Raw genomic sequence first — 21696 nt, forward strand, 5'->3', positions numbered from 1 at the left:
GCTGGCGCTCAGCCGTCGCCGCCGGGGCGCACCTTGCGCCGGTCGGCTCCCCTGGGGCGGGCGAGCGCTTCGCGCACGCGGGCGTGGTCGAGCGGGTCGCGCCCATCGAGCGCGAGCTCGATGTACTCCATGCGGTCGCTCCCCCAGAAGAGCTCGTCGTCCACGAAGGTCGTCGGCACCCCGAACACGCCCCTGCCGACGGCGCGCTCGGTGCCCTGCCGGAGCGCCTCCTTGGCGGCCGGCGCCGAGGCCTGCTGGATGAGCGCGGCGCTGTCGAGCCCCTCGCGATCGAGCGCGCCCGCGAGCTCCTCGGGCGAGCCGAGGTCGATGCCCTGCCCCCAGCCGGCCCGGAAGATGGCCGAGACCACCCTGCGCTGCGCTGCGCCGGCGACCTCGGGCAGCGACAGCCGCAGGGCGAGCAGCGGGTTGAAGGGGTGGACCTTCGGACAGGAGAGCTCGATGCCGTGGAGCCGTGCGTGGCGGAAGGCGTCCTTGTAGGCCCACTCGCGCTTCGGCGGGATCTCGGCGGGCCCGAGCTGGCCCCAGCGCTCGAGGAGGCCGGCGAAGAGCACCGGGTGGATGTCGAGCGCGACGCCGCGGCGGTCGCAGATCTCCTGGATCCGCAGCCAGGCGAAGTAGGCGTAGCCCGAGATGTAATCGAAGTAGAAGTCGACGCGGCTGGCCATCGCGGGCCTCCGAGGGCGCTCGTGGACTGTGTGCTGCGCCCGCGGTCCTTGAGGAGCCCTGGCGCGGCTTCCGGGATCGTACCATGGTGATCGGTGCGACCCCTCGTTCAGCGCGACGCGCGCGATGAACGCAACGCGCGCGAGGAACGTGACGCGCGCGGCGCGAGCGCTGCCACGGCGCGGGCCGGTCCTGTCGAGGTCGTGCGCACAGCGCTCGCCCACATCTGGGCCATGCTGTTCCTTGTCGTGCTGCTCCCTGTCGGGCTGCTCTGCTTTCCCTTCGATCCCCGGCAGCGGATGCACGATCGGCTCTCGGTCGTGTGGGCGCGCGGGGCGCTCTGGCTGGTCGGCGTGCGGGTCGAGGCCGAGGGCGTCCAGCACGTGCGGCCGGGCGAGCGCTACGTGATCGCGGCGAACCACCAGAGCACGCTCGACATCCTCGCGCTCCTCGTGGTGCTGCAGGGGCGCACGCCGATGCGCTTCCTGGCGAAGCGCGCGCTGTTCCGCGTGCCCGTGCTCGGCTGGGGCATGCGGCTGTACGGCCACACGCCGGTCGATCGGCGGCGCGCCCGCGGCGCGATCGCGGATCTCGGCGAGGCGCGGCGCAACGTGATGCAGCGGTGGTCGACGGTGTTCTTCCCCGAGGGCACGCGGAGCGCGGCGGGGCGGCTGCTGCCCTTCCGGCTGGGCGCCTTCCGCACCGCCTCGGCCGCGGGCGCCCGCGTCCTGCCGGTGACCGTCGACGGCGCGGGCGCGCTTCAGCCGAAGGGCCGGTATGCCGCGGCGCCTGGGGTGATCCGGGTCGTGGTGCACCCGCCGCTCGCTCCGCCGGGGGCGTCGCTCGAGGAGCTGCGCGCCTCGATGGAGGCGTGCAGGGCCGCCGTGGCGTCGGCGCTCCCGGAACGGCTGCGCGAGGGGGCTGAGCCGGGGAGCGCGTGAGCTGCGGGATCCAAGTTGAACCTGGCAATCCCAGCGGCCGCACCTGCGAGAGCACACGCGGGGGCTGGTCCGCTGGTTCCTGGAGGACCCACACAGGCCCCGGATGAAGCAGGGCCACCCGACCCAGGTAGGGCCACCAGGGCCACCCGACCCAGGTAGGGCCACCGGCCACCCGGCCACCCGACCCAGGTTGAGGATCGGCCACCCGGCCACCCGACCCCGGCCACCCGGCCACCCGACCCCGGCCACCCGACCCAGGGGCCACCCGACCCAGGTTGGCCACCCGACCCAGGTTGAGGATCGGTCAACCCGCCGGCCACCCGACCCAGGTTGAGGATCGGCCACCCGACCCAGGTTGAGGATCGGTCACCCGATCCAGGTTGAGGATCGGTCACATCGAGGGTGGGTCCACAAGAACAGTGACCCAGGTCGAGGATCCGGGTTGAGGGACCGATCCTCGTTGAGGATCCGACCTGACCCACGTCTGGCCAATGACAGCAGCCCAGACGGCGGACACCTGGCGGAATCGTCGGACCGCCTGGCGGCCGCCACCCATGGCTCGATCCAAGTACTCGAAATCATTCACCACGAAACCGGGCACAACCTTTGTTGATGTCCAGCGGCCATGAGCCAGCCCCGAGATATCACCCCCGGCGCGACCTACCTGATCACCCGTCGCGCCCTCCGCAGGCACCTCCTCTTCCGACCCGACGCCGCCGTAACCCAGCTCTTGGTCTACGGCCTCGCGGTCTCGGCTCGACGCTACCGCATCGAGGTCCATGCGCTCTGCGCGATGTCATCGCACCTGCACCTCGTCGTGACCGACCCGGATGGCGTACTGCCGCGCTTCCTGCAGTTCTTCCATCGCGTCGTCGCGCTCGGCACGAAGGTGCTCCGCAAGTGGGAAGGGCCGGTATGGGACCACGAAGCCACCAGCGTGGTGCGGCTGCTGACGCACGCAGCGGTGGTCGAAAAGATCGCCTACGTCCTTGCGAACCCTGTGGCCGCGGGGTTGGTCCGGCACGCGCGTGAATGGCCGGGCGCCAAGGTGGATGTAAGCGAGATCGGCCGCGGCGAGCTGCGCGCGGCCCGCCCCTCCGCGTACTTCGATCCGGAGAATCCGCAGTGGCCGCAGCAAGTAGGGCTCCCGCTCGCGCTGCCGCCTGGTATCAAGCAGGACAGCGCGGACGGTTTCCGTCGCGCGGTCGCGGCCGAACTGGAGCGACAAGAAACGCGGGCACATGTCGAGATGCATCGGCAAGGGCTACGCTTCTTGGGCGTCGAGAGGGCCAGCAAGGTCTCCCCGTACGAGCGTGCCACGAGCTTCGAGGCCCTACGTGAGCGCAATCCGACCTTCGCGGTCGGCCGTGAGCAGGGCGGCGCATGGAGAACCGCAGCCACCGCTGTGCGGACGTTTCGCGCCTCGTACCGCGCGGCGCTCGAACGATGGCGTGCCGGTATACACAGCGCCGTATTCCCGGCCGGGACATGGTGGATGCGCATATTCCACGGCGTCAACGTGACCATACCAGCGTAGCCGATATCGTGCTCACAACGGTGTAGTCATTGCCCGGGTTCGCTACAGCGAGGTGGACAAGGGGAAGGCTGCGGGCTCACCCCGGTTCGGGTCGGCACCGACACGGATTGAGTCCGGGCTGACCAATCATTGGCTCAACCGTGGTCGGGTGGCTTGACAATAGCCCTGACCCGGGTCGGTTCGCCAGCGGACTCAACCTGAGGTTGACGCAATCTGCGTTGGACTGCCGCTCGCCTGGGTCGGCTCATGCCGAGCTCAAGCCGAACCGAGCTCAACCTAGGTCGCGGGGGGGTCCCCGGGTTTCCCAATCCGGGTCGGTTTACCGTGTCGGGTCTCCCCGCCTGCTCCGCCTACTTAACCTGGGTCGGGTTCCCCCTTTTTCGCCCCAACCTGGGTCGGGTCTCCCGCCAACCTAGGTCGGGTCTCCCGGTCTCCGAACCTGGGTCGGGTCTCCGGGTCTCCCGCCCCAACCTGGGTCGGGTCTCCGCAACCTGGGTCGGGTCTCCCGGCTCTCCCGGGGTCGGGTCTCCCGCCCCCGGCTCGCGAAACCGGCTCGCCTTCACTTGAACGGCTGTCCTCCGCCGCACATACCCATCAGCGCGCCCCGTCCGGCATGTATAAGCCACGAGAACTTTCATGACCGAAGCCCGCCCCAAACCTCAGCTTGTCGTGGTCGGCTGCTCCGCCGGCGGCATCGAGGCCCTCAGCACGCTCGTCTCCACCCTGCGGAGCCCGTTCCCGGCCCCGCTCGTGATCGCCCAGCACCTCGACCCGCGGCGGGAGAGCCACCTCGGCGAGGTCCTGCGCCGCCGCTGCGAGCTCCCGATCCGTACCGTCGCCTCCGTCTCACCGCTCGAGGACGGCGTCATCTACGTCGTGCCCGCGGGCCGCGACGTGGAGATCACCGACCACGAGATCCGGCTCACGCCCGAGACCAGCGCGCGACCCAAGCCGTCCGTCGACACGCTCTTCCGCACCGCGGCCGAGATGTACGGCGAGAACCTCATCGCCATCGTCCTGACCGGAAACGGCTCCGACGGCAGCGTCGGCGCCCGCCACGTGAAGAAATGCGGCGGCACGGTGATCATCGAGAACCCCGACACCGCGAGATTCAGGGGCATGCCCGACTCCCTGGCCCCAACCACGGTCGACATCGTGGCCGATCTCGACCGCATCGGGAGCATCCTGACCGATCTTCTGTCCGGATCGTACGTCGATCCCGCCCCGGACGAGGACAAGCACCTCCTCACGCTCCTCGACCTCGTGCGCGAGCAGAGCGGGATCGACTTCAAGAAATACAAGCAGGCGACCATCCTGCGCAGGCTCCGGCGCCGGATGGCGGCCACGAACACCGACACCATCGACAAGTACGTGAGCTACCTCACCGAGCACCCCGAGGAGCACCAGCGGCTGATCAACAGCTTCCTCATCAAGGTCACCGAGTTCATGCGCGATCCGGAGCTCTTCGCGCACCTCCGCGACGTGATCCTCCCCTCGCTCATCGCCCACGCCCGGGCCGACAACCGATCACTGCGCATCTGGTCGGCCGGGTGCGCCACCGGCGAGGAGGCGTACTCGCTGGCCATCCTGATCAGCGAGCTGCTCGGCAACGAGCTCGACAGCTTCCACGTCCGCATCTTCTCGACCGATCTCGACAGCGAGGCGGTCGCCTTCGCCCGCCGCGGCATCTACGGGGCGGCCGCCGTCGAGGAGCTGCCGCACGAGCTCGTCGACCGCTACTTCGTCTCGATCGACGGCCACTACCAGGTGAAGAAGCGCATCCGCAACCTCACCGTCTTCGGCGAGCACGACCTCGGCCAGCGCGCCCCGTTCCCGCACCTCGACCTCGTGTTGTGCCGCAACGTCCTCATCTACTTCACGAGCGATCTCCAGCGCCGCACCCTGCACCTCTTCGCCTTCTCGCTACGAGAAGGCGGCTACCTCGTGCTCGGCAAGGCCGAGACCACGAGCCCGCTGAGCGAGTACTTCGTCTCCCAGGACATCCACCAGAAGGTCTATGTGCGCCGCGGCGAGCGCATCCTCGTCCCCCCCTCGATCGCCGCCGCCCCGGCGCCGCCCCGGCGCGCGTCCCGCGGCAAGAGCCCCGTCCTGCCCCTGCGCGGCGTCGCCAAGGAGCTCCCGCGCGCCCGCATGTCCATCGACGTGCTGCTCTCCAGCTTCCGTGTGGGCATCGTGCTCGTCGACAGCCGCTACGACATCCTCGAGATCAACTTCGCGGCCCGGCGCCTGCTCGGAATCCACGGCATGGCGCTCGGGCAGGACCTCGTGCACCTCGCGCAGTCCGTCCCCCACCGGCCGCTGCTCGAGGCGATCGACGCCGCCTTCCGGGGCGAATCGTCGCAGCCGATCGAGGTCGCCGTCGAGACGACGCCCGACGGCGATCGGACGTACATCCAGATCACCTGCCACGGTCCCCGCACCGACGTCGAGCCCGGCAAGGTCGACGCCGCGCTGATCGTGGTCGAGGACGTCACCGAGGCCGTACGGCGCCGGAAGCACGTCGAGCAGATCATCACCCGGGAGGCGCAGCTCCAGGCCGAGCTCGCGCAGGTCAGGGCCGAGCGCGAGCGCGCCGAGGAGCGCTTCGCCGCCGAGCGCGAGCAGCTCCGCCGCGACAACGAGGCGCTGGCCGCCGCGCTCTCCCGGTTCGAGGCGACGCGCGAGCAGGACCACACGGCGATCGAGCGGCTGGCCGAGCAGAACCGGCGGCTGCTCCGGGCCAACGAGGAGCTCACGACGGCGCACGAGCAGCTCCGCGGCATGAACGAGGAGCTGATGGTCTCCACCGAGGAGGCGCAGGCCGCCATGGAGGAGGTCGAGACGCTGAACGAGGAGTTCCAGGCGACCAACGAGGAGCTGGAGACCGTCAACGAGGAGCTCCAGGCCACGATCGAGGAGCTCAACACGACGAACGCCGATCTGGAGTCGCGGAGCCGCGAGATCCAGGAGCTCGCCGCGCCGATCGAGGCGGAGCGGGAGCGGCTCTCCGCCATCCTGCGCAGCATGGCGGACGCGCTGCTTGTCGTGGACGGCGCGGGGCGGCCGGTGGTCACGAACGACGCCTACATCGCGATGTTCGGCACGGGCCGGCTCACGGCGTACGACGAGAAGGGCCGGCCGGTGCTCTACCAGGACACGCCGGAGCAGCGGGCCGCGCGCGGCGAGCGCTTCCAGATGGAGTTCACCGTCCCCGGCCCCGACGGCACGACGCGGCACTTCGAGGCCACGGGCCACCCCATCGGCGGCAGCGGCGCGGCCGGCAAGGACGCCGTGGAGCGCGGCGTGATCGTCATCCGCGACATCACGGAGCGGAGCATCCGCAAGCTGCAGGACCGCTTCATGGCGATGGCGAGCCACGAGCTCCGGACGCCGCTCGTGCCCCTGCGCGGCTACCTCGACATGCTGGTCAGCCTCCTCCCCGCGGACGGCGACCCGCGCCTGCAACGCTTCGCGTCGCTCGCCCGCTCCCAGACCGAGCGGCTCGAGCGGCTGGTCGACGATCTCGTGAGCGCGACCCGCATCCAGACCGGGAAGTTCGAGCTCAAGCTCTCGAACGTGGCGCTCGTCCCGCTGGTCGCGCACGCCGCGGAGAGCGCCCAGACCCTCGCGCCGACCCCGAAGATCCACCTCGACGTGCCCTCCAGCGCGCCGGAGCGGATGGTGGTGAAGGGCGACGCCGCGCGCCTCGAGCAGGTCCTCATGAACCTGCTGAGCAATGCCTTCCGGCACGCCGACGGCTCGCCCCGGATCGATGTGCGCCTGCGGCAAGCCGGCGGCGTCGCCGAGATCGACGTCGAGGACCAGGGGCCGGGGATCCCCGCGGCCGACGTGCCGCATGTGTTCTCGAGCTTCTACCAGGTGGAGCGCCCCCCGAACGCCTCGTCCGGCGGCATGGGACTCGGGCTCTTCATTTGCAGGGAGATCGTCAAAGCGCACGGCGGACAGATCTTCGTGCGCAGCGCGGAGGGTAAGGGCGCCACTTTCACGATCAGGCTACCCCTGATCTCGAATGGAGGCGCGCACGATTGATGCGTTGGCGCCGCGCTGCTGTGCTGCGAGCGGCTCCGGAGAGGACATCATGCCGACAAGGGCGAAGATCCTCGTGATCGAGGATGATCGAGATTCGAGCGATATGCTCCTGGAAATGCTCAGGATGGCCAACTACGAGGTGGAGTCGGCCCGCACGGCGGACCAGGCGCTCGACGCGCTGACGTCGCGGCGTTACCAGGCGGCGCTGCTCGACCTGACCGTGCAGGGGGCAACGACGGCGGAGCTGGTCGAGCGGGTCCAGCAGGTGGCGGAGAGGCCGCCCATCGTGATCTTCTCGGCGCGCATGCCGGACGACCTCCGCAATGCGGCGGAGAAGCTCTCGGCGGCGGCGGTCCTCCCGAAGCCGGCGAGCATGGCCACGCTGCTCACCACGCTCGAGCGCGTCGTCAGCATGGCTGTGTGAGCGGCGCGCGACGCGTCGTTTTCCCTCTCTCAACTCCATTTTCCCACGAGGCGAGCTGTGCCAGGACACGACATCATCGCGGTCGGAGCGTCGGCGGGCGGCGTGGAGGTGCTGATCGCGCTGATCGGTGGCTTACCCTCGGATCTACCGGCGTCGCTGTTCGTGGTCCTGCACTTGCCGGCGACGGCCCGGAGCCTGCTCCCGCAGATCCTGGAGCGGACGACGCGGATGCCCGTGGGGGTGGCGGTCGACGGTGAGCCGGTCGAGCGCGGGCGCATCTACATCGCGCCCGTGGACAACCACCTCATGCTCGGCGAGGGCGTCGTGCGGGTGGTGTACAGCGCGAAGGAGAACGGCCACAGGCCGGCCGTGGATCCGCTGTTCCGGACCGCGTCGGAGGCGTACGGCCCGCGCGTGGTCGGCGTGGTGCTCTCCGGCACGCGCGACTGCGGCACCGTTGGCCTGCTGGCGATCAAGCGCCGCGGCGGCATCGCCGTGGTCCAGGATCCGAAGGACGCCCTGTTCCCGGACATGCCGCAGAGCGCGCTCGACAACGTGCCCGTGGACCACTGTGTCCCGCTCGCGCGCCTGCCACCGCTGCTCGTCGACCTGGTGCATCAGAGGACAGGAGAGGCGCCCGCGAAGGCGCAGACGCCTCACGGGCTGGTGGGGGAAAAGGTGGAGGCACCCGAGATTGAATTCACGTGTCCGGACTGCGGAGGCAACCTGACCCGCAACGGCGACGGCGCGGTGCTCAGCTACCGGTGCAAGGTCGGCCATCGCTACTCCCCGGAGGGGTTGGAGGAGGAGCAAGCCGAGGCGCTCGAGGCGGCGCTGTGGGTCGCGCTGCGCACGATCGAGGACACCGCCGCGCTGGCCCGTCGCATGGCGGCGCGGGCGGCGGAGCGGAATCAGCTCACCGTGGTGGCGCACTTCGAGGAGAAGGTCCGGCAGGCCGAGGAGCGGGGCGCCCTGGTGCGCCGGGCGCTGATGGGCAAGGACGGAGGGAACGGCGTCTCCCTGCGCCCGCGCCACCGGCGCGCCACGTAGCGGCCCGAGGGTGAGCGGCGGCCGGGACCGGGGCCCGCCGGGTCAGCGTGGCGAGCTCGACGCGCGCTGGCTCGACGCGCCGCCGGGCTCGCGGAGCACACCGCTAGCATGCAGCAACGCCGGTCGCGACGGCGCGCCGCTTCGACACGGGCGGCCACCCTGCTCCGGGCGCGCGACACCCGCGGCGCCGCATCAACGGCCCGATCCGGGAGATCTCTGCGAAAAAATCTCGGGCGAGCGCGTAATGGCCAAGATGCTTAGCTAGAGGCCATGGATTTCACCGAGGTGATGAGCGAGCTCGAGCGGCTCGGCACCGAGCAGAACCGGAGGGTGTACCGGCGCCACGGGGCGACCGACCCGCTCTTCGGCGTGAGCTTCGCTCACATGAACGCGCTCACGAAGCGGATCAAGCGCGACCACGAGCTCGCCGAGGCGCTCTGGGCGACGGGCAACTCCGACGCGATGTCGCTGGCGGCGGCGATCGCCGATCCGGAGCGCTTCACCCGGGACACGCTCGACGCGTGGCTCGACGGCCTGCGCTCCCCGCTCCTCATCGACAGCTTCGTGAAGCACATCGCCCTGAAGACCCCGTTCGCCCGCGACGCGATGGAGCGCTGGACCGCGTCGGACGACGAATGGATCGGCCGCGCGGGCTGGACCCTCGCCGGCGCGCTCGCGGCCGAGGACCCGTCCTTGCCCGACAGCGTGTTCGAGGCGCGGCTCTCGGCGATCGAGGCGTCGATCCACAGGGCGAAGAACCGCGCCCGCGAGGCGATGAACAGCGCGCTCATCTGCATCGGCGCGCGGAGCGAGCCGCTGCGCGGCAGGGCGCTCACGGCCGCGCGGCGCATCGGCAGGGTCGAGGTCGACCACGGCGAGACGGCCTGCAAGACGCCCGACGCGATCGCGCAGATCCAGAAGCTGTGGGCCGCCCGGAGGCCGGCCGTCGCGCCCGCCGCGAAGCCGGCCAGGTCGGCCGCCGCGAGCCCCGACAAGACGCCCGCGGCGAAGCCCAGCAAGGCCGCCGCGAGTCCCGGCAAGGCCGCCGCGAGCCCCGGCAAGGCCGCCGCGAGCCCGGGCAAGGCGCCCGCCGCGACCCCCAGCAAGGCGCCCGCCGCGAAGGCCGGCAAGGCGGCCCGCCGGGGCTGATCCGAATGCGCGCCGCCTGCCAGCCGCGGCTCACGTCGGGTTCGCCGCCGCCATGGCCTCGGCGGGCGACCCGAGCAGCTCCGTGCGCGTGAGCCGCTCGACGACCTGCCGCGTCAAGAGCAGGTGGTCCTCCTCCTCGTGCAAGCGCTTCCTGAACGACGCCCTCGCCTCGTCGTCGTCCGCCTCGTCGGCGAGCTCGAGCAGGAGCTGCCAGCCGGAGTTGTCGACGAGCTCCGCGGTCAGCAGCGCGTGGAAGAGGTGGGCCGGGTTCTGGTCGCCGTCGAGCACCACCTGCTGGATGCCCTGCGACTCGATCGTGATCAGCCGCGACATCTCGGTCTCCCCGTGCGCGTCCCCGCCGAGCTCGCGGATCCGCGCCTCGAGCCACTCCTCGTGCTCCTTCTCCTGGTCCCGGTACTCCCGGAGCTGGCCGAGCAGGTTCAGCAGGCTCGGATCGGCCGAGCGGCCGACCTTCTCCAACATGGAGTCGTAGAGCCTGACGCTCGCGCGCTCGTACGTCAGCCGCTCGTTGAGCAGGTCGATGGCCTTGTCCTTGTTCCCCTGTGCAAGCTTCTGCATGGATGCCTCCGACCGGGGCAGATGCGATTCGCAGGCCGTCGCGCGGCGGAGATCGCAGATCGGCGGGCGCGGCGGTCAGAGGTGCTCGACCAGGTACTCCACGACGGTGCGGTTCGCGAACCGGCTCGCCACCGGCGACCGGTAGCCGTGCCGCTCGCCCGGGAACATGACCATGTCGAACCGCCTGTCGGCGGCCATGAGCGCCTCGATCATCCTGGCCGTGTGCGCGATATGCACGTTCTCATCCATGAGCCCGTGCAGGAGGAGCAGCTTGCCGCGCAGGTTGGCCGCGTGCTTCGTGAGATCCGCCGCCTCGTACCGCGCGGCCGCCCTGTCCAGCAGCCCCATGTAACGCTCCGTGTAGCCCGTGTCGTAGAGCCGGAAGTCGCTCCCCGGCGACCCCGCCACGCCCACGTGGAACCGATCCGGCGCCCTGAGCAGCGCGTGCAGCACCATCGTGCCGCCGTAGCTGTGGCCGTGGATGCCGACGCGGCCCGGGTCGACGTAGGGAAGCGTCTTCAGGAACTCGAGGCCCGCGATCTGGTCCGCCAGCTCGACCTCGCCGAGCCGGCCGTGGATGGGCGCCTCGAACGCGCGCCCGCGGTTGGCCGAACCGCGGTTGTCGAGCTGGAAGACGACCACCCCGCGGTCCGCGAGGTGATTCCAGAGCAGGCGCGGCGACCACGAGTTGAAGACCGTCTGCACGCCGGGCCCGCCGTACACCATCACCACGACCGGGTAGCGGCGGCCGGGCTCGATCGTCCGCGGCGCGAGCAGCGCGCCGTACAGCGTGTCGCCGCTCTCGGCGCGCACCTTCACGATCTCGGGGGCGCGCAGCCCGAGCTCGGCGAGCTCCGGATCGACAGGCGCCGGCAGCTCGCCCAGCTCGGCGTTGCCGGGCCCCCGCACCGCGCCCTTCCACGGCCGACCCACGGCCGAGTGGACGTCCACGTACCCCGGCCCCCCCGGCTCCACGGTGACGTGGTGCACCCCCGGATCCGACGTGAGCCGCTTCATCTCGCCGCCCGCGAGCGGCACGGTGTAGAGGTGCCGCTCGGTGGGGCCGTCCTTGGTGGCCACGAAGCGCGCCTCGCCGCGCTCCTCGTCCGGCGGCTCGAGCGAGGTGACGTCCCAGTCGCCCGCGGTGAGCTTCGCGAGCTCCGCGCCCGAGCCCGCGTCGCGCACGGTGATGTGGGTATGGCCGCTCGCGGCGGTCGCCCAGAGGAACCTCGGCGCGCGCTCGAGCAGGCGCATGTGCCCGAAGTCCACCCAGGTCGGCGAGGTCTCGGCGACGATCTCGGCGGCCGCGCCCGAGCGCGCGTCCGCGCGGAGGAGCGCGAGGCGCTGCTGGTCGCGCGTCAGCGTCTGGAACCAGAGCGCCTTGCCGTCGGGCGCCCACGCGAACCGGCCGAGGTAGCGCTCCTGCTCGCCGCCTTTCCACTGGAGCCACGCCGTCCGCTTCGTCGCGAGATCGAGGATCCCCGCCTTGACGCGGGGGTTCTTGCCGCCCACGCGCGGATAGCGCTGCATCATGAGATCCTCCTGGCCGTCGCGGACCCCGAAGATGGGCACTTTCCCGACCTCCCGCTCGTCGACCTCGAGGTAAGCCACCTTGTCACAGCCGGGGGAGATCCAGAATCCGCTCGGCTCGTCGAACTCCTCCTGACCGTTGAAGTCGCTCTGCCCGCGCGACACCCCCTCTGGCGCCCCCCGGGTCAGCGCAGTCTCGCGGCGCGAGGCGACGTCGATCATGAAGAGCTCTCGCCCGCGGACGAACACGACGCGCTCGCCGCCGTCGCACACCTTCGGGTCGATCTCCGGCTCGGCCGTGTCGGTGAGCCGCACGACGGCGCCCGCCTGGTCGCGCAGGAAGAGGTCGCCGCCGAAGGGGATGAGCATCACCGGCGCCCGCCTGGCCCAGGCATAGGCCGTGATCCCCTTCGAGAACATGCGCTGTCGCTCGCGCCGCAGCTCCTCCTCGCGCGAGAGCGGCCTCGTCTCCTTCAGCAGATCGCCCGAGGCGACGAGCTGCCGCGCCGCGCGCGACGCGGTGTCGAAGGCGAAGAGCGCCTGCTCCGGGCTCTCCGGCTGCCGCTGGAGGTAGGTGACCAGCTTGCCGTCGGGCGAGTGCTGGATCGCCCTGGGCAGCTTCGCGCCGAGCGGCGGTTGCTGGCCGAGGTGCGCGTACGTGACCCGGCTCGCCTCCGGCCCGGCGATGGCCGTCTTGCCCGCCGCGTCGCCCGTCGCCGGCGCCGCGCCACCCCCGCCCGGCTGGTCGCCAGCGCGCGCGGCCGGCGCGCCCGCCGTCACCGGCGGTGAGCCGGCTGGCGGGGCGCACCCGGCGACCGAGGCGAGGACCAGCGACGCGAGCGACAACCACGTTGCGGAGAGCGGACTTCGCATGTCCGCGATCTCGCCCGTCACCGCGGGGATGTCAAACCGCGATCTTCCTTCTGCGCGAGCGCGTCTCCGCGCGCGGCGATCAGCTCGCGATCCGCCGGAGCACGATGACCGGCCGGCCCGCGTCGCGGGAGCGCTCGAGGTCCACCTTGCAGTCGAGCATCCAGTCGTTGTCCTCCTCGGGATCGGCGATGATCTGCTCCACCACCCACGATCCGCCGTCCTCGGCGGGGTGGATGATCGTGTTGCTCGGGCTGCGGGCCGCCGGGTCGGTGCGGATCGCGCTGTGCTCCGCGTAGAACCCGCGGAGCGCCTCGTCCAGCTTCTCCGCCGTCCAGGGGGCCTCCTCGCCCTCCACCATCTCGGCGGCCACCTCGTAGTCGCGGCGGGACAGCGCGCGCAGGAAGAAGAACAGCTCGTTGCGGACGAGCACCGTGAAGTCCTTCGCGTTGCGCGTGATGTCGAACGCGCCCGGCTCCACGGCGCCGCCCGGGGCCCCGGCGCGCGGCTGGTACGACGGGTCGCGCAGCTTCTCCCACTCGTCGAGGAGGCTCGAGTCCACGCCGCGGATGAGCGCCCGGAAATAGGCGATCATGTCGCCCGTGTCAGCGTCCTTCGCGTAGTCGGGGACGGTCTGGACCAGCGCCTTGTATACCTCGGAGACATACCTGAGCAGGAGCCCCTCCGCCCGCTCCAGGTTGTACTCGCGGATGTACTCGCCGAACGACAGGTACTGCTCGTACATCTCGCGCGCCACGCCCTTCGGCCGGATGTTCTCCTGCCCGACCCAGGGGTGCCGGCGCGCGTAGTCGTTGAACGTGCCGTAGATGAACTCCGCGTTCGGCTTCGGATAGTCGAGCTTCTCGAGCTCCTCCATCCGCTGCTCGTACTCCACGAAAGCCGCCTTGAGCTCCGCGAGCTTCTCGGTCTTCAGGCGATCGAGCTGCTTTTGCAGGATGAGATCGGGGTTCTCGAGGATCGACTCGACCAGCGTCAGCAGATCGAGCGGATACGTGCCGCTCTCGGGATCCAGCTTGCCCACCGTCTCGAGCACGTAGAGCGAGAGCGCGTGGTTGAGGGAGAAATCCTCCTGGAGATCCGCGTTGATGCGGATGCGCTTGCCCGGCCCATCGTCCTTCGGGACGAACTCGATGATGCGCGCCTCCACGAGGGAGCGGAACAGGAGCATCGCTGTCCTGCCGTGCTGGCGCCGGACCGCGGGCCGGTCGTGGGTGCTGCGGATGAGCCGCTTCAGCGCCTGACACCCGCCCTCCTCGCGCCCGAGCACGTTGACCAGCATGCCGTGCGTGACCTGGAACCGCGACACGAGCGGCTCGGGCGGCGACTGGATCAGCCGCTCGAACGTCTGCCGGTCCCAGTGCACATAGCCCTTCTCCGGCGGCTTCTTCTTGACGATCTTCCGCCGCTTCGCCGGGTCGTTCCCCGCCTTCGCCTCGAGCCGCATGTTCTCGATGACGTGCTCCGGCGCCTGCGCCACCACGCTCCCCTGCGTGTCGTAGCCCTTCCTGCCCGCGCGGCCGCTGATCTGCTGGAAATCGCGCACGCTCAGGATCGCCGTCTTCTCGCCGTCGAACTTGCAGAGCTTCGTGAACAGCACCGTGCGGATCGGGATGTTGACCCCGACGCCCAGCGTGTCCGTGCCGCAGATGATCTTGAGGTGCCCCTGCTGCGCCAGCTTCTCGACCAGGAGCCGGTACTTCGGCAAGAGCCCCGCGTGGTGGAGCCCGATGCCGTGCTTGACGAACCGCTGCACCTCCCGACCGTAGGGGCTGGAAAATTTCACCCCCGCGAGGGCGGCGGTGATCGCGCGCTTCTCCTCCTTGGTGCAGTAGTCCTGGCTCATCAGGTTCTGCGCCTCCTCGGCGCAGGCCCGCTGGGTGAAGCTCACGATGTAGATCGGCGCCTTGCCCGTCTTCACGAGGGTCGCGACGGTCTCGTGGAGCGGCGTCTCGCGGTACTCGAAGTCGAGCGGCACCGGGCGCACGGTCGACTTGATCACGGCGGTCTGCTCGCCGGTGAGCTTCGTGATCTCCTCCTGGAAGAACTCGGTGCCTCCGAGCGTGGCGCTCATGAGCAGGAACCTCGCCTGGGGCAGCGCGAGCAGCGGGATCTGCCACGCCGCGCCGCGATCGCGGTCCGAGTAGTAATGGAACTCGTCCATGATCACGTAGTCGCAGAGCGCCTTCTCGCCCTCGCGCAGCGCGATGTTGGCGAGGATCTCCGCGGTGCAGCAGATGATCGGCGCGTCGCGGTTCACCGACGCGTCGCCGGTCAACATGCCCACGTTCTCGGGCCCGAAGTCGTTGCACAGCGAGAAGAACTTCTCGCTGACGAGCGCCTTGATCGGGCACGTGTAGTAGGACTTCATCCCCTCGGCCATCGCCTTGAAGTGCATGGCCGCCGCGACGAGCGACTTGCCCGAGCCGGTCGGGGTGTTGAGGATCACGTTCTTGCCGCCGAAGATCTCGAGGATCGCCTCCTCCTGCGCCGGGTAGAGCTCGAGTCCCCGCTCGGCCACGTAGTCGAGGAAGCCGTTCAGGAGGTCGTCGGCGGTGAAGTCGTGAGGCGACGGCGGAAGGCGGGCGAAGAGCGGAGCGGCGGCTAGGTCCATGGCGGCTTCAGGGCGCCCTCCCGGGGCGCCCCCTGCACAAGCCTGGTTCCGGGGGAAAATGCAAGCAAACTCCGCGATGTCCCCGTCGGAGGGCAGGGCCGCTCGCGGCCCCCGGACGGAACGGATTTCAGGGCGAGCCGGAGCCGCTGAACCGCAAAACGAACGGGGCGCCATGCAACCCGCACCGTCACGCGATCGTGATAGCGTGGCCGGACGAACGAGGGGAGGACGCCGCGCGACACGTCCAGGGGAAGCAGGTGATCGCGCTGGCGGCCGGAATACCGGGACGGACGAGGGATGGGGGAGACCGCTGGAGAGCCGGCCTGGGCGCCGCGGGCGTCAGGCAAGGGGAGCGCGCTGATCGACGCGGCGACCGGGCGGCTCGTGCGCGTCAGCGGCGCGCTCTGCCGGCTGCTGGGCTACTCCGAGGGCGAGCTCCTGCAGAGGAGGCTGCCGGACCTGGCGCTGCCGGAGGACCGGACAGGCGCGACGGCCGCGTGGCGCTCGCTGGTCGAGGCCGGCGCGGACGAGCTCACCTTCGAGATGCGCTGTCGCTGCAAGGACGGCAGCGCCCGCCGGCTCCAGGTGACGGGCGTGTTCGTCCGCGACTCCCGGGAGCAGCCTTATCGCGCGGTGGTGTTCGTCGAAGACGTCACCGATCGTGGGCGCGCGGAGGAGCGGGCGCTCGCGGCGGAGCGGGCGCTGGTGGAGAGCGAGGCCACGCTGCGGAACCTCTTTTACAGCAACATGGCACCGATGGGGTTCTGGATGCCCGACGGGCGGATCGTCGAGGCGAACGACGCGTATCTGCGGCTCGTGGGCCGCAGCCGGGAGGATCTCGCGGCCGGCCGGGTCCGCTGGGACTCCAACGTGCTGCCGGAGGAGCGCACCGGCGACGGCCGCGCCCTCGCGGAGCTGCTGTCGAGCCGGCGGACGTTCACGCCCTTCGAGAGGGCGTATGCGCTGCCCGACGGCACGCGGATCACGATGCTGGTGAGCGGCTGTCTGCTGCCCGGGGGGCGCTTCGAGGACGGCGGCTTCGTGATCGCGCGCGACGTGACGGCGCTCCGGCAAGCCGAGGAGGCTTTCCGGCAAGGCGAACGGATCTTCCGCGCCATCGGTGAATCCATCGATCATGGCCTCTGGATCAGCGACCGCGAGGGCCGGAACCTCTATGCCAGCGAGGCGTACCTCCGGATGACGGGGCTCACCCAGGAGCAATGCGCCGGGTACGGGTGGATCGCCGCGGTCCACCCCGACGACCGGCACAAGCTCACGCTGTTCGACCAGGCCGTGCGGACGGGTGAGCCGCTCGAGGTGGAGGTCCGGTATGTCGGCACCGACGGCGCCGTCCACACGGCCCTCAACCGGGCCGTGCCGGTCCGCGACGAGCGGGGCGAGTTCACCCGCTGGGTCGGCCTCTGTCTGGACATCAGCCGCCTCAAGCGGACGGAGGAGGCGCTCCGCGAGAGCGAGCACCGGCTCCGCGCCGCGCTCGACGACGCGCGGCGGGTGCTCGCCGAGCGCGAGCGCCTGGAGGCCGTGCTCCGCCGGAGCGAGCGGCAGCTCGAGCTGCTGATGGCGAACTCGCCCGACGTGATCTTCCGGCTCGACCTGGAGATGCGCTGCCTGTTCGCGACGTCCTCCATCGAGGCGGTCACGGGGAAGCCGCCCGAGCACTACATGGGCAGGACGGGCGCCGAGACCGGGCTCCCGGAGGACATCTGCGAGGCCAGCGAGGCCGCGTGCCGCGAGGCGATGGCGACGGGCAAGCAGCAGCGCATCGAGTTCGCCATCGGCGAGCGGCGGTACCGGACGCGCTACATCCCCGAGCTCCGGCCCGACGGCGCGGTGGAGTCGTTCCTGGGGATATGCGAGGACGTCACCTCGGAGCGGCTGGCCGAGGAGGAGCGGCAGAAGCTGCTCGAGAGCGAGCGCGCCGCCCGCGACGAGGCGGAGCGCGTGAGCCGGGTCAAGGACGACTTCGTCGCGACGCTCTCGCACGAGCTGCGGTCGCCGATCAACGCCATCCTCGGCTGGGCGCGCATCCTGCGGAGCCGGGCGCAGGAGCCGCCGACGCTCACGCGGGGGCTCGAGGTCATCGAGCGCAACGCGCGGCTCCAGTCCGACATGGTGTCGGAGCTGCTCGACATGAGCCGGATCGTCTCTGGCAAGCTGCGGCTCGACGTCATGCAGGTCGACCTGCCGGCGGTGATCCAGGGCGCGATCGAGTCGATCAAGCTCGCGGCCGAGGCCAAGGCGATCACGGTCGCCTCGAGCGTCGACCCCGAGGCGACCTCGCTGCGGGGCGACCCGGCCCGCATCCAGCAGGTCGTCTGGAACCTCCTGTCCAACGCCGTGAAGTTCACGCCGACGGGCGGGCGGATCGACATCGCGCTGCGGCGCGCGGGCGCGTTCGCCGAGGTGTCGGTGACCGACACGGGCACGGGCATCGCCCCGCAGTTCCTCCCCCACCTGTTCGAGCGCTTCCGGCAGGCGGACGCGTCGTCGACGCGGCAGTACGGCGGGCTCGGCATCGGGCTCTCGATCGTGAAGCACCTGGTCGAGCTGCACGGCGGCACGGTGGCGGTCGCGAGCCGGGGCGAGGGCCAGGGCGCGACGTTCACGGTGCGGCTGCCGCTCGCCGGCGTCTCGGCCGAGGCGTCGGGCGACACGCAGCGGCCCGGCGAGCCGCGGGCCGAGGCGCTGGCCGACTACCCGGGCGCGGAGCTCACCGGCGTGCGGGTGCTTGTCGTCGACGACCAGGCCGACGCGCGCGAGGTGGCGCAGCGCGTGCTCGAGGAGTGCGCGGCGCGCGTCACGACGGCGGGGTCGGCGGCCGAGGCGCTGGCCGCGCTCGAGCGGGAGCGGCCCGACGTCCTCGTGAGCGACCTCGGGATGCCGGTCGAGGACGGCTTCCAGCTCATCCGGCGGGTACGGGGCCTCGACGCGGCGCGCGGCGGGTCGACGCCGGCCGTGGCGCTGAGCGCGCTGGCGCGGGCCGAGGACAGGGCGCGGGCGCTCGGCGCGGGGTACCAGGCGCACGTGGCCAAGCCGCTGGATCCCGCGGAGCTCGTGGGGGTGGTCGCGGCGCTCGTCCGGGGGCGAACGGGGGCGTGAGGTGGGTTGTTCCGGGGGGGATCTTTGGATAGGGAGACGTCTTTACCGCGTCGTCGCGGGTGAGGTCGCGAGCAGGCCATGGTCCAGCAGATTTCCGTGAAAGAGCTCTTTCTGAAGCTGAAGGCAGGAGAGCCCGTGTACCTCCTCGACGTGCGCACGCCCGGCGAGCACGAGATCGCCGCGCTGCCGGGCAGCGCGCTGATCCCGCTGAACGAGCTCACGGAGCGCGCGGACGAGGTCGCGCCCGGCGAGGGCGCGCTGATCGTCGCGTACTGCCATCACGGCGTCCGGAGCCTCTCGGCCGCCGCGATCCTCGAGAAGCTCGGCCACGGGCGCGTCGCGTCGCTCCAGGGCGGCATCGACGCGTGGTCGATCCACATCGACGAGAGCGTCCCGCGGTACTGACGCGGCGCCGAGGCGCCGCGCGGGCCGGCGCGGCGCGATCGCGCGGGGCGCCTCACGCGCGGCTCAGTTGAGCGCGGGGCCGCCGAGCCGGAAGTAGAGCCGCCGGCCTGCGCCGCACGCGCTGCAGACGACCTTCGCGACCCGCAGCCGGGCGCCCTCGAGCGTCTCGGCCGTGTGGTCCTCGACGCGCAGGGCGCCGCGGCAGCGCGGGCACGGGATCGACCGCGCCGCCACCTCGACCTGAGAGGCCGCGTCGAGCGCGATCGCGCGCCCCGGGGTGTGGCCCGGCTCGAGCAGCGCGAGGCGCTCGAGGTCCCGGGTGAGCTTCTCTGCCTCGCGGTCGCCCGCGCGCCGGGCGGCGCGCGCCGAGAGCTTCTTCTTCGCCATGCGCAGGTCTACCTGTCGTCGCGGATCGTCGGCGTGCTGTCAGGGAGCGCCGGCGCCTTGGGCAGGCGCGCGCCGCTGCCGGTCGGCGCGGGCATCGGGTGCGCCGGGTGCGTCGAGGGGAACGACCTGGGCCGCATCACCCTGGGCGCCACGCCGGCCGGTCGGTGCTCCGGGGCCGCCGCAGCACCGTGGGGCAGCGCCGACGCCGTCGGGACGGCTGCGCGCCCGGGGTCCGCGGGGGCGGGCGCCGGGGTGCCCGCCGCGGGATCGGCCGTGCCGAGGGGGGCGAGCGACGAGGCCTGAGCCGGCGCCTGCGAGGCCGAACTCGGCTGCAGGACGACCGCCGGCGACTTCGCTGCGCTGCGCGACCAGAGCGTCGCCCCGACCGCGACCACGGCGGTCAGGAGGGCACCCGCGGCGATCCGCGCGACGGCCCGACGGCGCTTGCGCAGCATGATCGAGCTCTGCTGCCCGAGGCGGCGCTCGGTGACGACGGGCATGCTCCCGCCGGTCTCGTCGTCCTCGGAGGCCTGCCACGACCCGAGCAGCCTGTACATCAGCGGCAGCGTGGGACCGTCGTCGCGCGCCATCGTCAGCGTGGGGCCGTCCTCGCGCTCCATCGTCAGCGTGGGGCCGTCCTCGCGGGCCATCGTCAGCGTGGGGCCGTCCTCGCGCTCCATCGTCAGCGTGGGGCCCTCGTCGCTGGAGACGGGGACGGAGCTGCGCTCGACGCGCGCGGCGTCGCGGCCCTGGAGGTGCTCGACCGCCGTGCCCGGGCTGGGCATGGTGATCACGTGATCGCCCCCGTGCGGGGCGACCGTGGTGGCGCGGCGGCTCGCCCTCCCGCCGGCCTCCTCGTCCGCGCCGGGGTACGGCCAGGTCGACGAGGCGCCCTTCAGGGCCAGCGCGTCGGCGGGCGCGGTGATCGCGGCGGCGTCGTACCGGGGCGTCGGGGGCGGCAGCGACGGGAAGGCCTTGCCCGCGGCGATCGCCTCGATCTGGTCGAGGGCGCGCGCGGAGTGCTCCGTGCCGTAGGGCGCGAGCGCGCGCGACAGCTCGACGACGCTCTGGATGCGCCGCTGCACGTCCTTCTCGAGGCAGCCCAGGATGACGTCCTCGAGGTGGGTGGGCAGCTCCCACCGGTGCACGCGCGGCGGCGTGGCCGGCTCGGTGACGATGGCCACGAACAGCGCCGAGATGGAGGGCGCGTCGAAGGGGAAGCGCGCCGTGAGGAGCTGGTAGAGGATGATCCCGAGCGACCAGACGTCGGTGCGGGCGTCGACGTCCTTCGTGCTGCGCACCTGCTCGGGCGACATGTAGCAGGGGGAGCCGAGCATCATCTCGGACGCGGTGAGCTTGCCGGTCTCCTCGACGGAGTCGTCGGCCGCCTTCGAGAGGCCGAAGTCGAGCACCTTGACGAGGGGGACGCCGCTCGCGCCCGTCGTGAGGAACAGGTTTCCCGGCTTCAGATCGCGGTGGACGATGCCGCGCGCGTGCGCCTCGGCGACGGCCTCGCAGCTCTGGAGCACGTAGTCGACCGCCTCGGAGACAGGCAGCGGGCCGCGCGCGTCGAGCACCTGCTGGAGGTCGCGGCCGCGCAGGTACTCCATGACGAGGTACGGGAGGCCGATCTCGGCGGTGCCCACGTCGATGACGCGCGCGACGTGCTCGCTCCGGATCGCCGCGGCGGCGCGGGCCTCGCGCAGGAAGCGGGCGCTCGCGCCGGGGAAGTCCTTGGCCCGCGGGAGGAGGAACTTGACCGCGACGCGCTGGCGCAGCGACACGTGCTCCGCGGCGAAGACTGCGCCCATGGAGCCTCGGCCCAGGCTGCGCTCGAGGCGGTATCTCTGCGCGAAGACCTCACCTATCTGTGGGATGCCTGCGGCCGATGCGGGCGCATCCGGCTTCATGGCCCGACCTCCATCCAGCGCACTATAGCCGCAACCTCATCAACTTTGATGCCAAGATGCGCGCGCACAGGGGCCCGGGGGGTGGAGCCGGCGAAATGCGTGGGCAGCGGAATGCGATCGCCGCGGTCGCGTCCGTCGCGTGCGTTGGCGCGTGCGCGAGCACGTGCGCGCTCGCGCATCTTCTGCGTCGCGCGCCGCAGCCCTGGGCTGGCTCGCGGAGGGCATGCAGGTCGGCCATCGATCGAGCTCGTCGAGGAGCGAGCGATCTCGGAGGGTCGCTGACCGGCGGGCGCCTCGCCGACAGGCATCCTGACGCCGCGAGCTCACGCCTCTCGCGCGCGGCTCACGCATCGTCGCCGGGCGGCGGCCTCGGTCCCGCCGCGACCTCCGAGCATTGCGACGTCGCGCCCGCCATGGCACGAGCCCGC

The 21696-nt window shown here is 71.5% G+C and carries 13 protein-coding genes and 1 pseudogene; 8 read left to right on the forward strand and 6 right to left on the reverse strand.

All coding sequences use genetic code 11. The features are described 5' to 3' along the window. Nucleotides 1-8: 8 nt before the first annotated feature. Nucleotides 9-686 (reverse strand): 2-hydroxychromene-2-carboxylate isomerase, encoded by a 678-nt coding sequence (locus tag WME96_RS22765; RefSeq protein ID WP_437292186.1) that lies wholly within the window; start codon nucleotides 684-686, stop codon nucleotides 9-11. A 93-nt stretch (nucleotides 687-779) separates the two neighbouring features. On the opposite strand from WME96_RS22765, the gene WME96_RS22770 reads away from it, so the two are divergent. The 6 genes and pseudogenes from WME96_RS22770 to WME96_RS22795 form a co-directional block, all read left to right on the forward strand. Continuing rightward, nucleotides 780-1625 (forward strand): lysophospholipid acyltransferase family protein, encoded by an 846-nt coding sequence (locus tag WME96_RS22770; protein ID WP_437292187.1) that lies wholly within the window; start codon nucleotides 780-782, stop codon nucleotides 1623-1625. 625 nt (nucleotides 1626-2250) lie between these two features. Then, nucleotides 2251-3162: a transposase gene (locus WME96_RS22775; protein ID WP_437292188.1), complete on the forward strand. Its 912-nt coding sequence runs from the start codon at nucleotides 2251-2253 to the stop codon at nucleotides 3160-3162. 636 nt (nucleotides 3163-3798) lie between these two features. Next, the gene (locus WME96_RS22780) at nucleotides 3799-7212 is read left to right on the forward strand and encodes a CheR family methyltransferase (RefSeq protein ID WP_437292189.1); all 3414 of its coding nucleotides are present in this window, start codon (nucleotides 3799-3801) and stop codon (nucleotides 7210-7212) included. Between the two features lie 49 nt (nucleotides 7213-7261). Next, a complete protein-coding gene (locus tag WME96_RS22785; protein ID WP_437292190.1) occupies nucleotides 7262-7636 on the forward strand; it encodes a response regulator in 375 nt (124 codons plus the stop codon). 57 nt (nucleotides 7637-7693) lie between these two features. Beyond that, complete coding sequence (locus WME96_RS22790) at nucleotides 7694-8686, forward strand: chemotaxis protein CheB (RefSeq protein ID WP_437292191.1); 993 nt, start codon at nucleotides 7694-7696, stop codon at nucleotides 8684-8686. A 270-nt stretch (nucleotides 8687-8956) separates the two neighbouring features. Then, nucleotides 8957-9607: pseudogene (locus WME96_RS22795) on the forward strand (DNA alkylation repair protein); the annotation flags it as partial. Nucleotides 9608-9865: 258 nt separating this feature from the next. Here WME96_RS22795 and WME96_RS22800 read toward each other — a convergent pair. The 3 genes from WME96_RS22800 to WME96_RS22810 form a co-directional block, all read right to left on the reverse strand. Then, nucleotides 9866-10414, reverse strand: a complete 549-nt coding sequence (locus WME96_RS22800; RefSeq protein ID WP_437292192.1) for a ferritin-like domain-containing protein — start codon at nucleotides 10412-10414, stop codon at nucleotides 9866-9868. A 75-nt stretch (nucleotides 10415-10489) separates the two neighbouring features. Further along, complete coding sequence (locus WME96_RS22805; protein ID WP_437292193.1) at nucleotides 10490-12817, reverse strand: alpha/beta fold hydrolase; 2328 nt, start codon at nucleotides 12815-12817, stop codon at nucleotides 10490-10492. 79 nt (nucleotides 12818-12896) lie between these two features. Then, entirely contained in the window at nucleotides 12897-15446 is a 2550-nt protein-coding gene (locus WME96_RS22810) for a DEAD/DEAH box helicase (RefSeq protein ID WP_437292194.1), read from the reverse strand. A gap of 297 nt (nucleotides 15447-15743) precedes the next feature. Here WME96_RS22810 and WME96_RS22815 point away from each other — a divergent pair, with 297 nt between their 5' ends. Beyond that, the gene (locus tag WME96_RS22815; protein WP_437292195.1) at nucleotides 15744-18566 is read left to right on the forward strand and encodes a PAS domain-containing hybrid sensor histidine kinase/response regulator; all 2823 of its coding nucleotides are present in this window, start codon (nucleotides 15744-15746) and stop codon (nucleotides 18564-18566) included. 78 nt (nucleotides 18567-18644) lie between these two features. Continuing rightward, the gene (locus WME96_RS22820) at nucleotides 18645-18971 is read left to right on the forward strand and encodes a rhodanese-like domain-containing protein (protein WP_437292196.1); all 327 of its coding nucleotides are present in this window, start codon (nucleotides 18645-18647) and stop codon (nucleotides 18969-18971) included. A gap of 63 nt (nucleotides 18972-19034) precedes the next feature. Here WME96_RS22820 and WME96_RS22825 read toward each other — a convergent pair whose 3' ends face one another. Next, on the reverse strand, nucleotides 19035-19358 hold the full coding sequence (locus tag WME96_RS22825) for a hypothetical protein (RefSeq protein WP_433937625.1): 324 nt from the start codon (nucleotides 19356-19358) through the stop codon (nucleotides 19035-19037). An 8-nt stretch (nucleotides 19359-19366) separates the two neighbouring features. Next, entirely contained in the window at nucleotides 19367-21268 is a 1902-nt protein-coding gene (locus tag WME96_RS22830) for a protein kinase domain-containing protein (RefSeq protein ID WP_437292197.1), read from the reverse strand. Nucleotides 21269-21696 lie beyond the last annotated feature (428 nt).

Origin of the sequence: Sorangium sp. So ce406, from assembly GCF_051474675.1 — a bacterium.
GTDB classification, from domain to species: Bacteria; Myxococcota_A; Polyangia; order Polyangiales; family Polyangiaceae; genus Sorangium; species Sorangium cellulosum_G.

What these genes read in the sequence shown, in the direction of transcription:
- WME96_RS22765 (WP_437292186.1), bottom strand. Translation starts at nt 686, where the DNA reads ATGGCCAGCCGCGTCGACTTCTACTTCGATTACATCTCGGGCTACGCC.
- WME96_RS22775 (WP_437292188.1), top strand. Translation starts at nt 2,251, where the DNA reads ATGAGCCAGCCCCGAGATATCACCCCCGGCGCGACCTACCTGATCACC.
- WME96_RS22780 (WP_437292189.1), top strand. Translation starts at nt 3,799, where the DNA reads ATGACCGAAGCCCGCCCCAAACCTCAGCTTGTCGTGGTCGGCTGCTCC.
- WME96_RS22785 (WP_437292190.1), top strand. Translation starts at nt 7,262, where the DNA reads ATGCCGACAAGGGCGAAGATCCTCGTGATCGAGGATGATCGAGATTCG.
- WME96_RS22800 (WP_437292192.1), bottom strand. Translation starts at nt 10,414, where the DNA reads ATGCAGAAGCTTGCACAGGGGAACAAGGACAAGGCCATCGACCTGCTC.
- WME96_RS22805 (WP_437292193.1), bottom strand. Translation starts at nt 12,817, where the DNA reads ATGCGAAGTCCGCTCTCCGCAACGTGGTTGTCGCTCGCGTCGCTGGTC.
- WME96_RS22810 (WP_437292194.1), bottom strand. Translation starts at nt 15,446, where the DNA reads ATGGACCTAGCCGCCGCTCCGCTCTTCGCCCGCCTTCCGCCGTCGCCT.
- WME96_RS22815 (WP_437292195.1), top strand. Translation starts at nt 15,744, where the DNA reads ATGGGGGAGACCGCTGGAGAGCCGGCCTGGGCGCCGCGGGCGTCAGGC.
- WME96_RS22820 (WP_437292196.1), top strand. Translation starts at nt 18,645, where the DNA reads ATGGTCCAGCAGATTTCCGTGAAAGAGCTCTTTCTGAAGCTGAAGGCA.
- WME96_RS22825 (WP_433937625.1), bottom strand. Translation starts at nt 19,358, where the DNA reads ATGGCGAAGAAGAAGCTCTCGGCGCGCGCCGCCCGGCGCGCGGGCGAC.
- WME96_RS22830 (WP_437292197.1), bottom strand. Translation starts at nt 21,268, where the DNA reads ATGAAGCCGGATGCGCCCGCATCGGCCGCAGGCATCCCACAGATAGGT.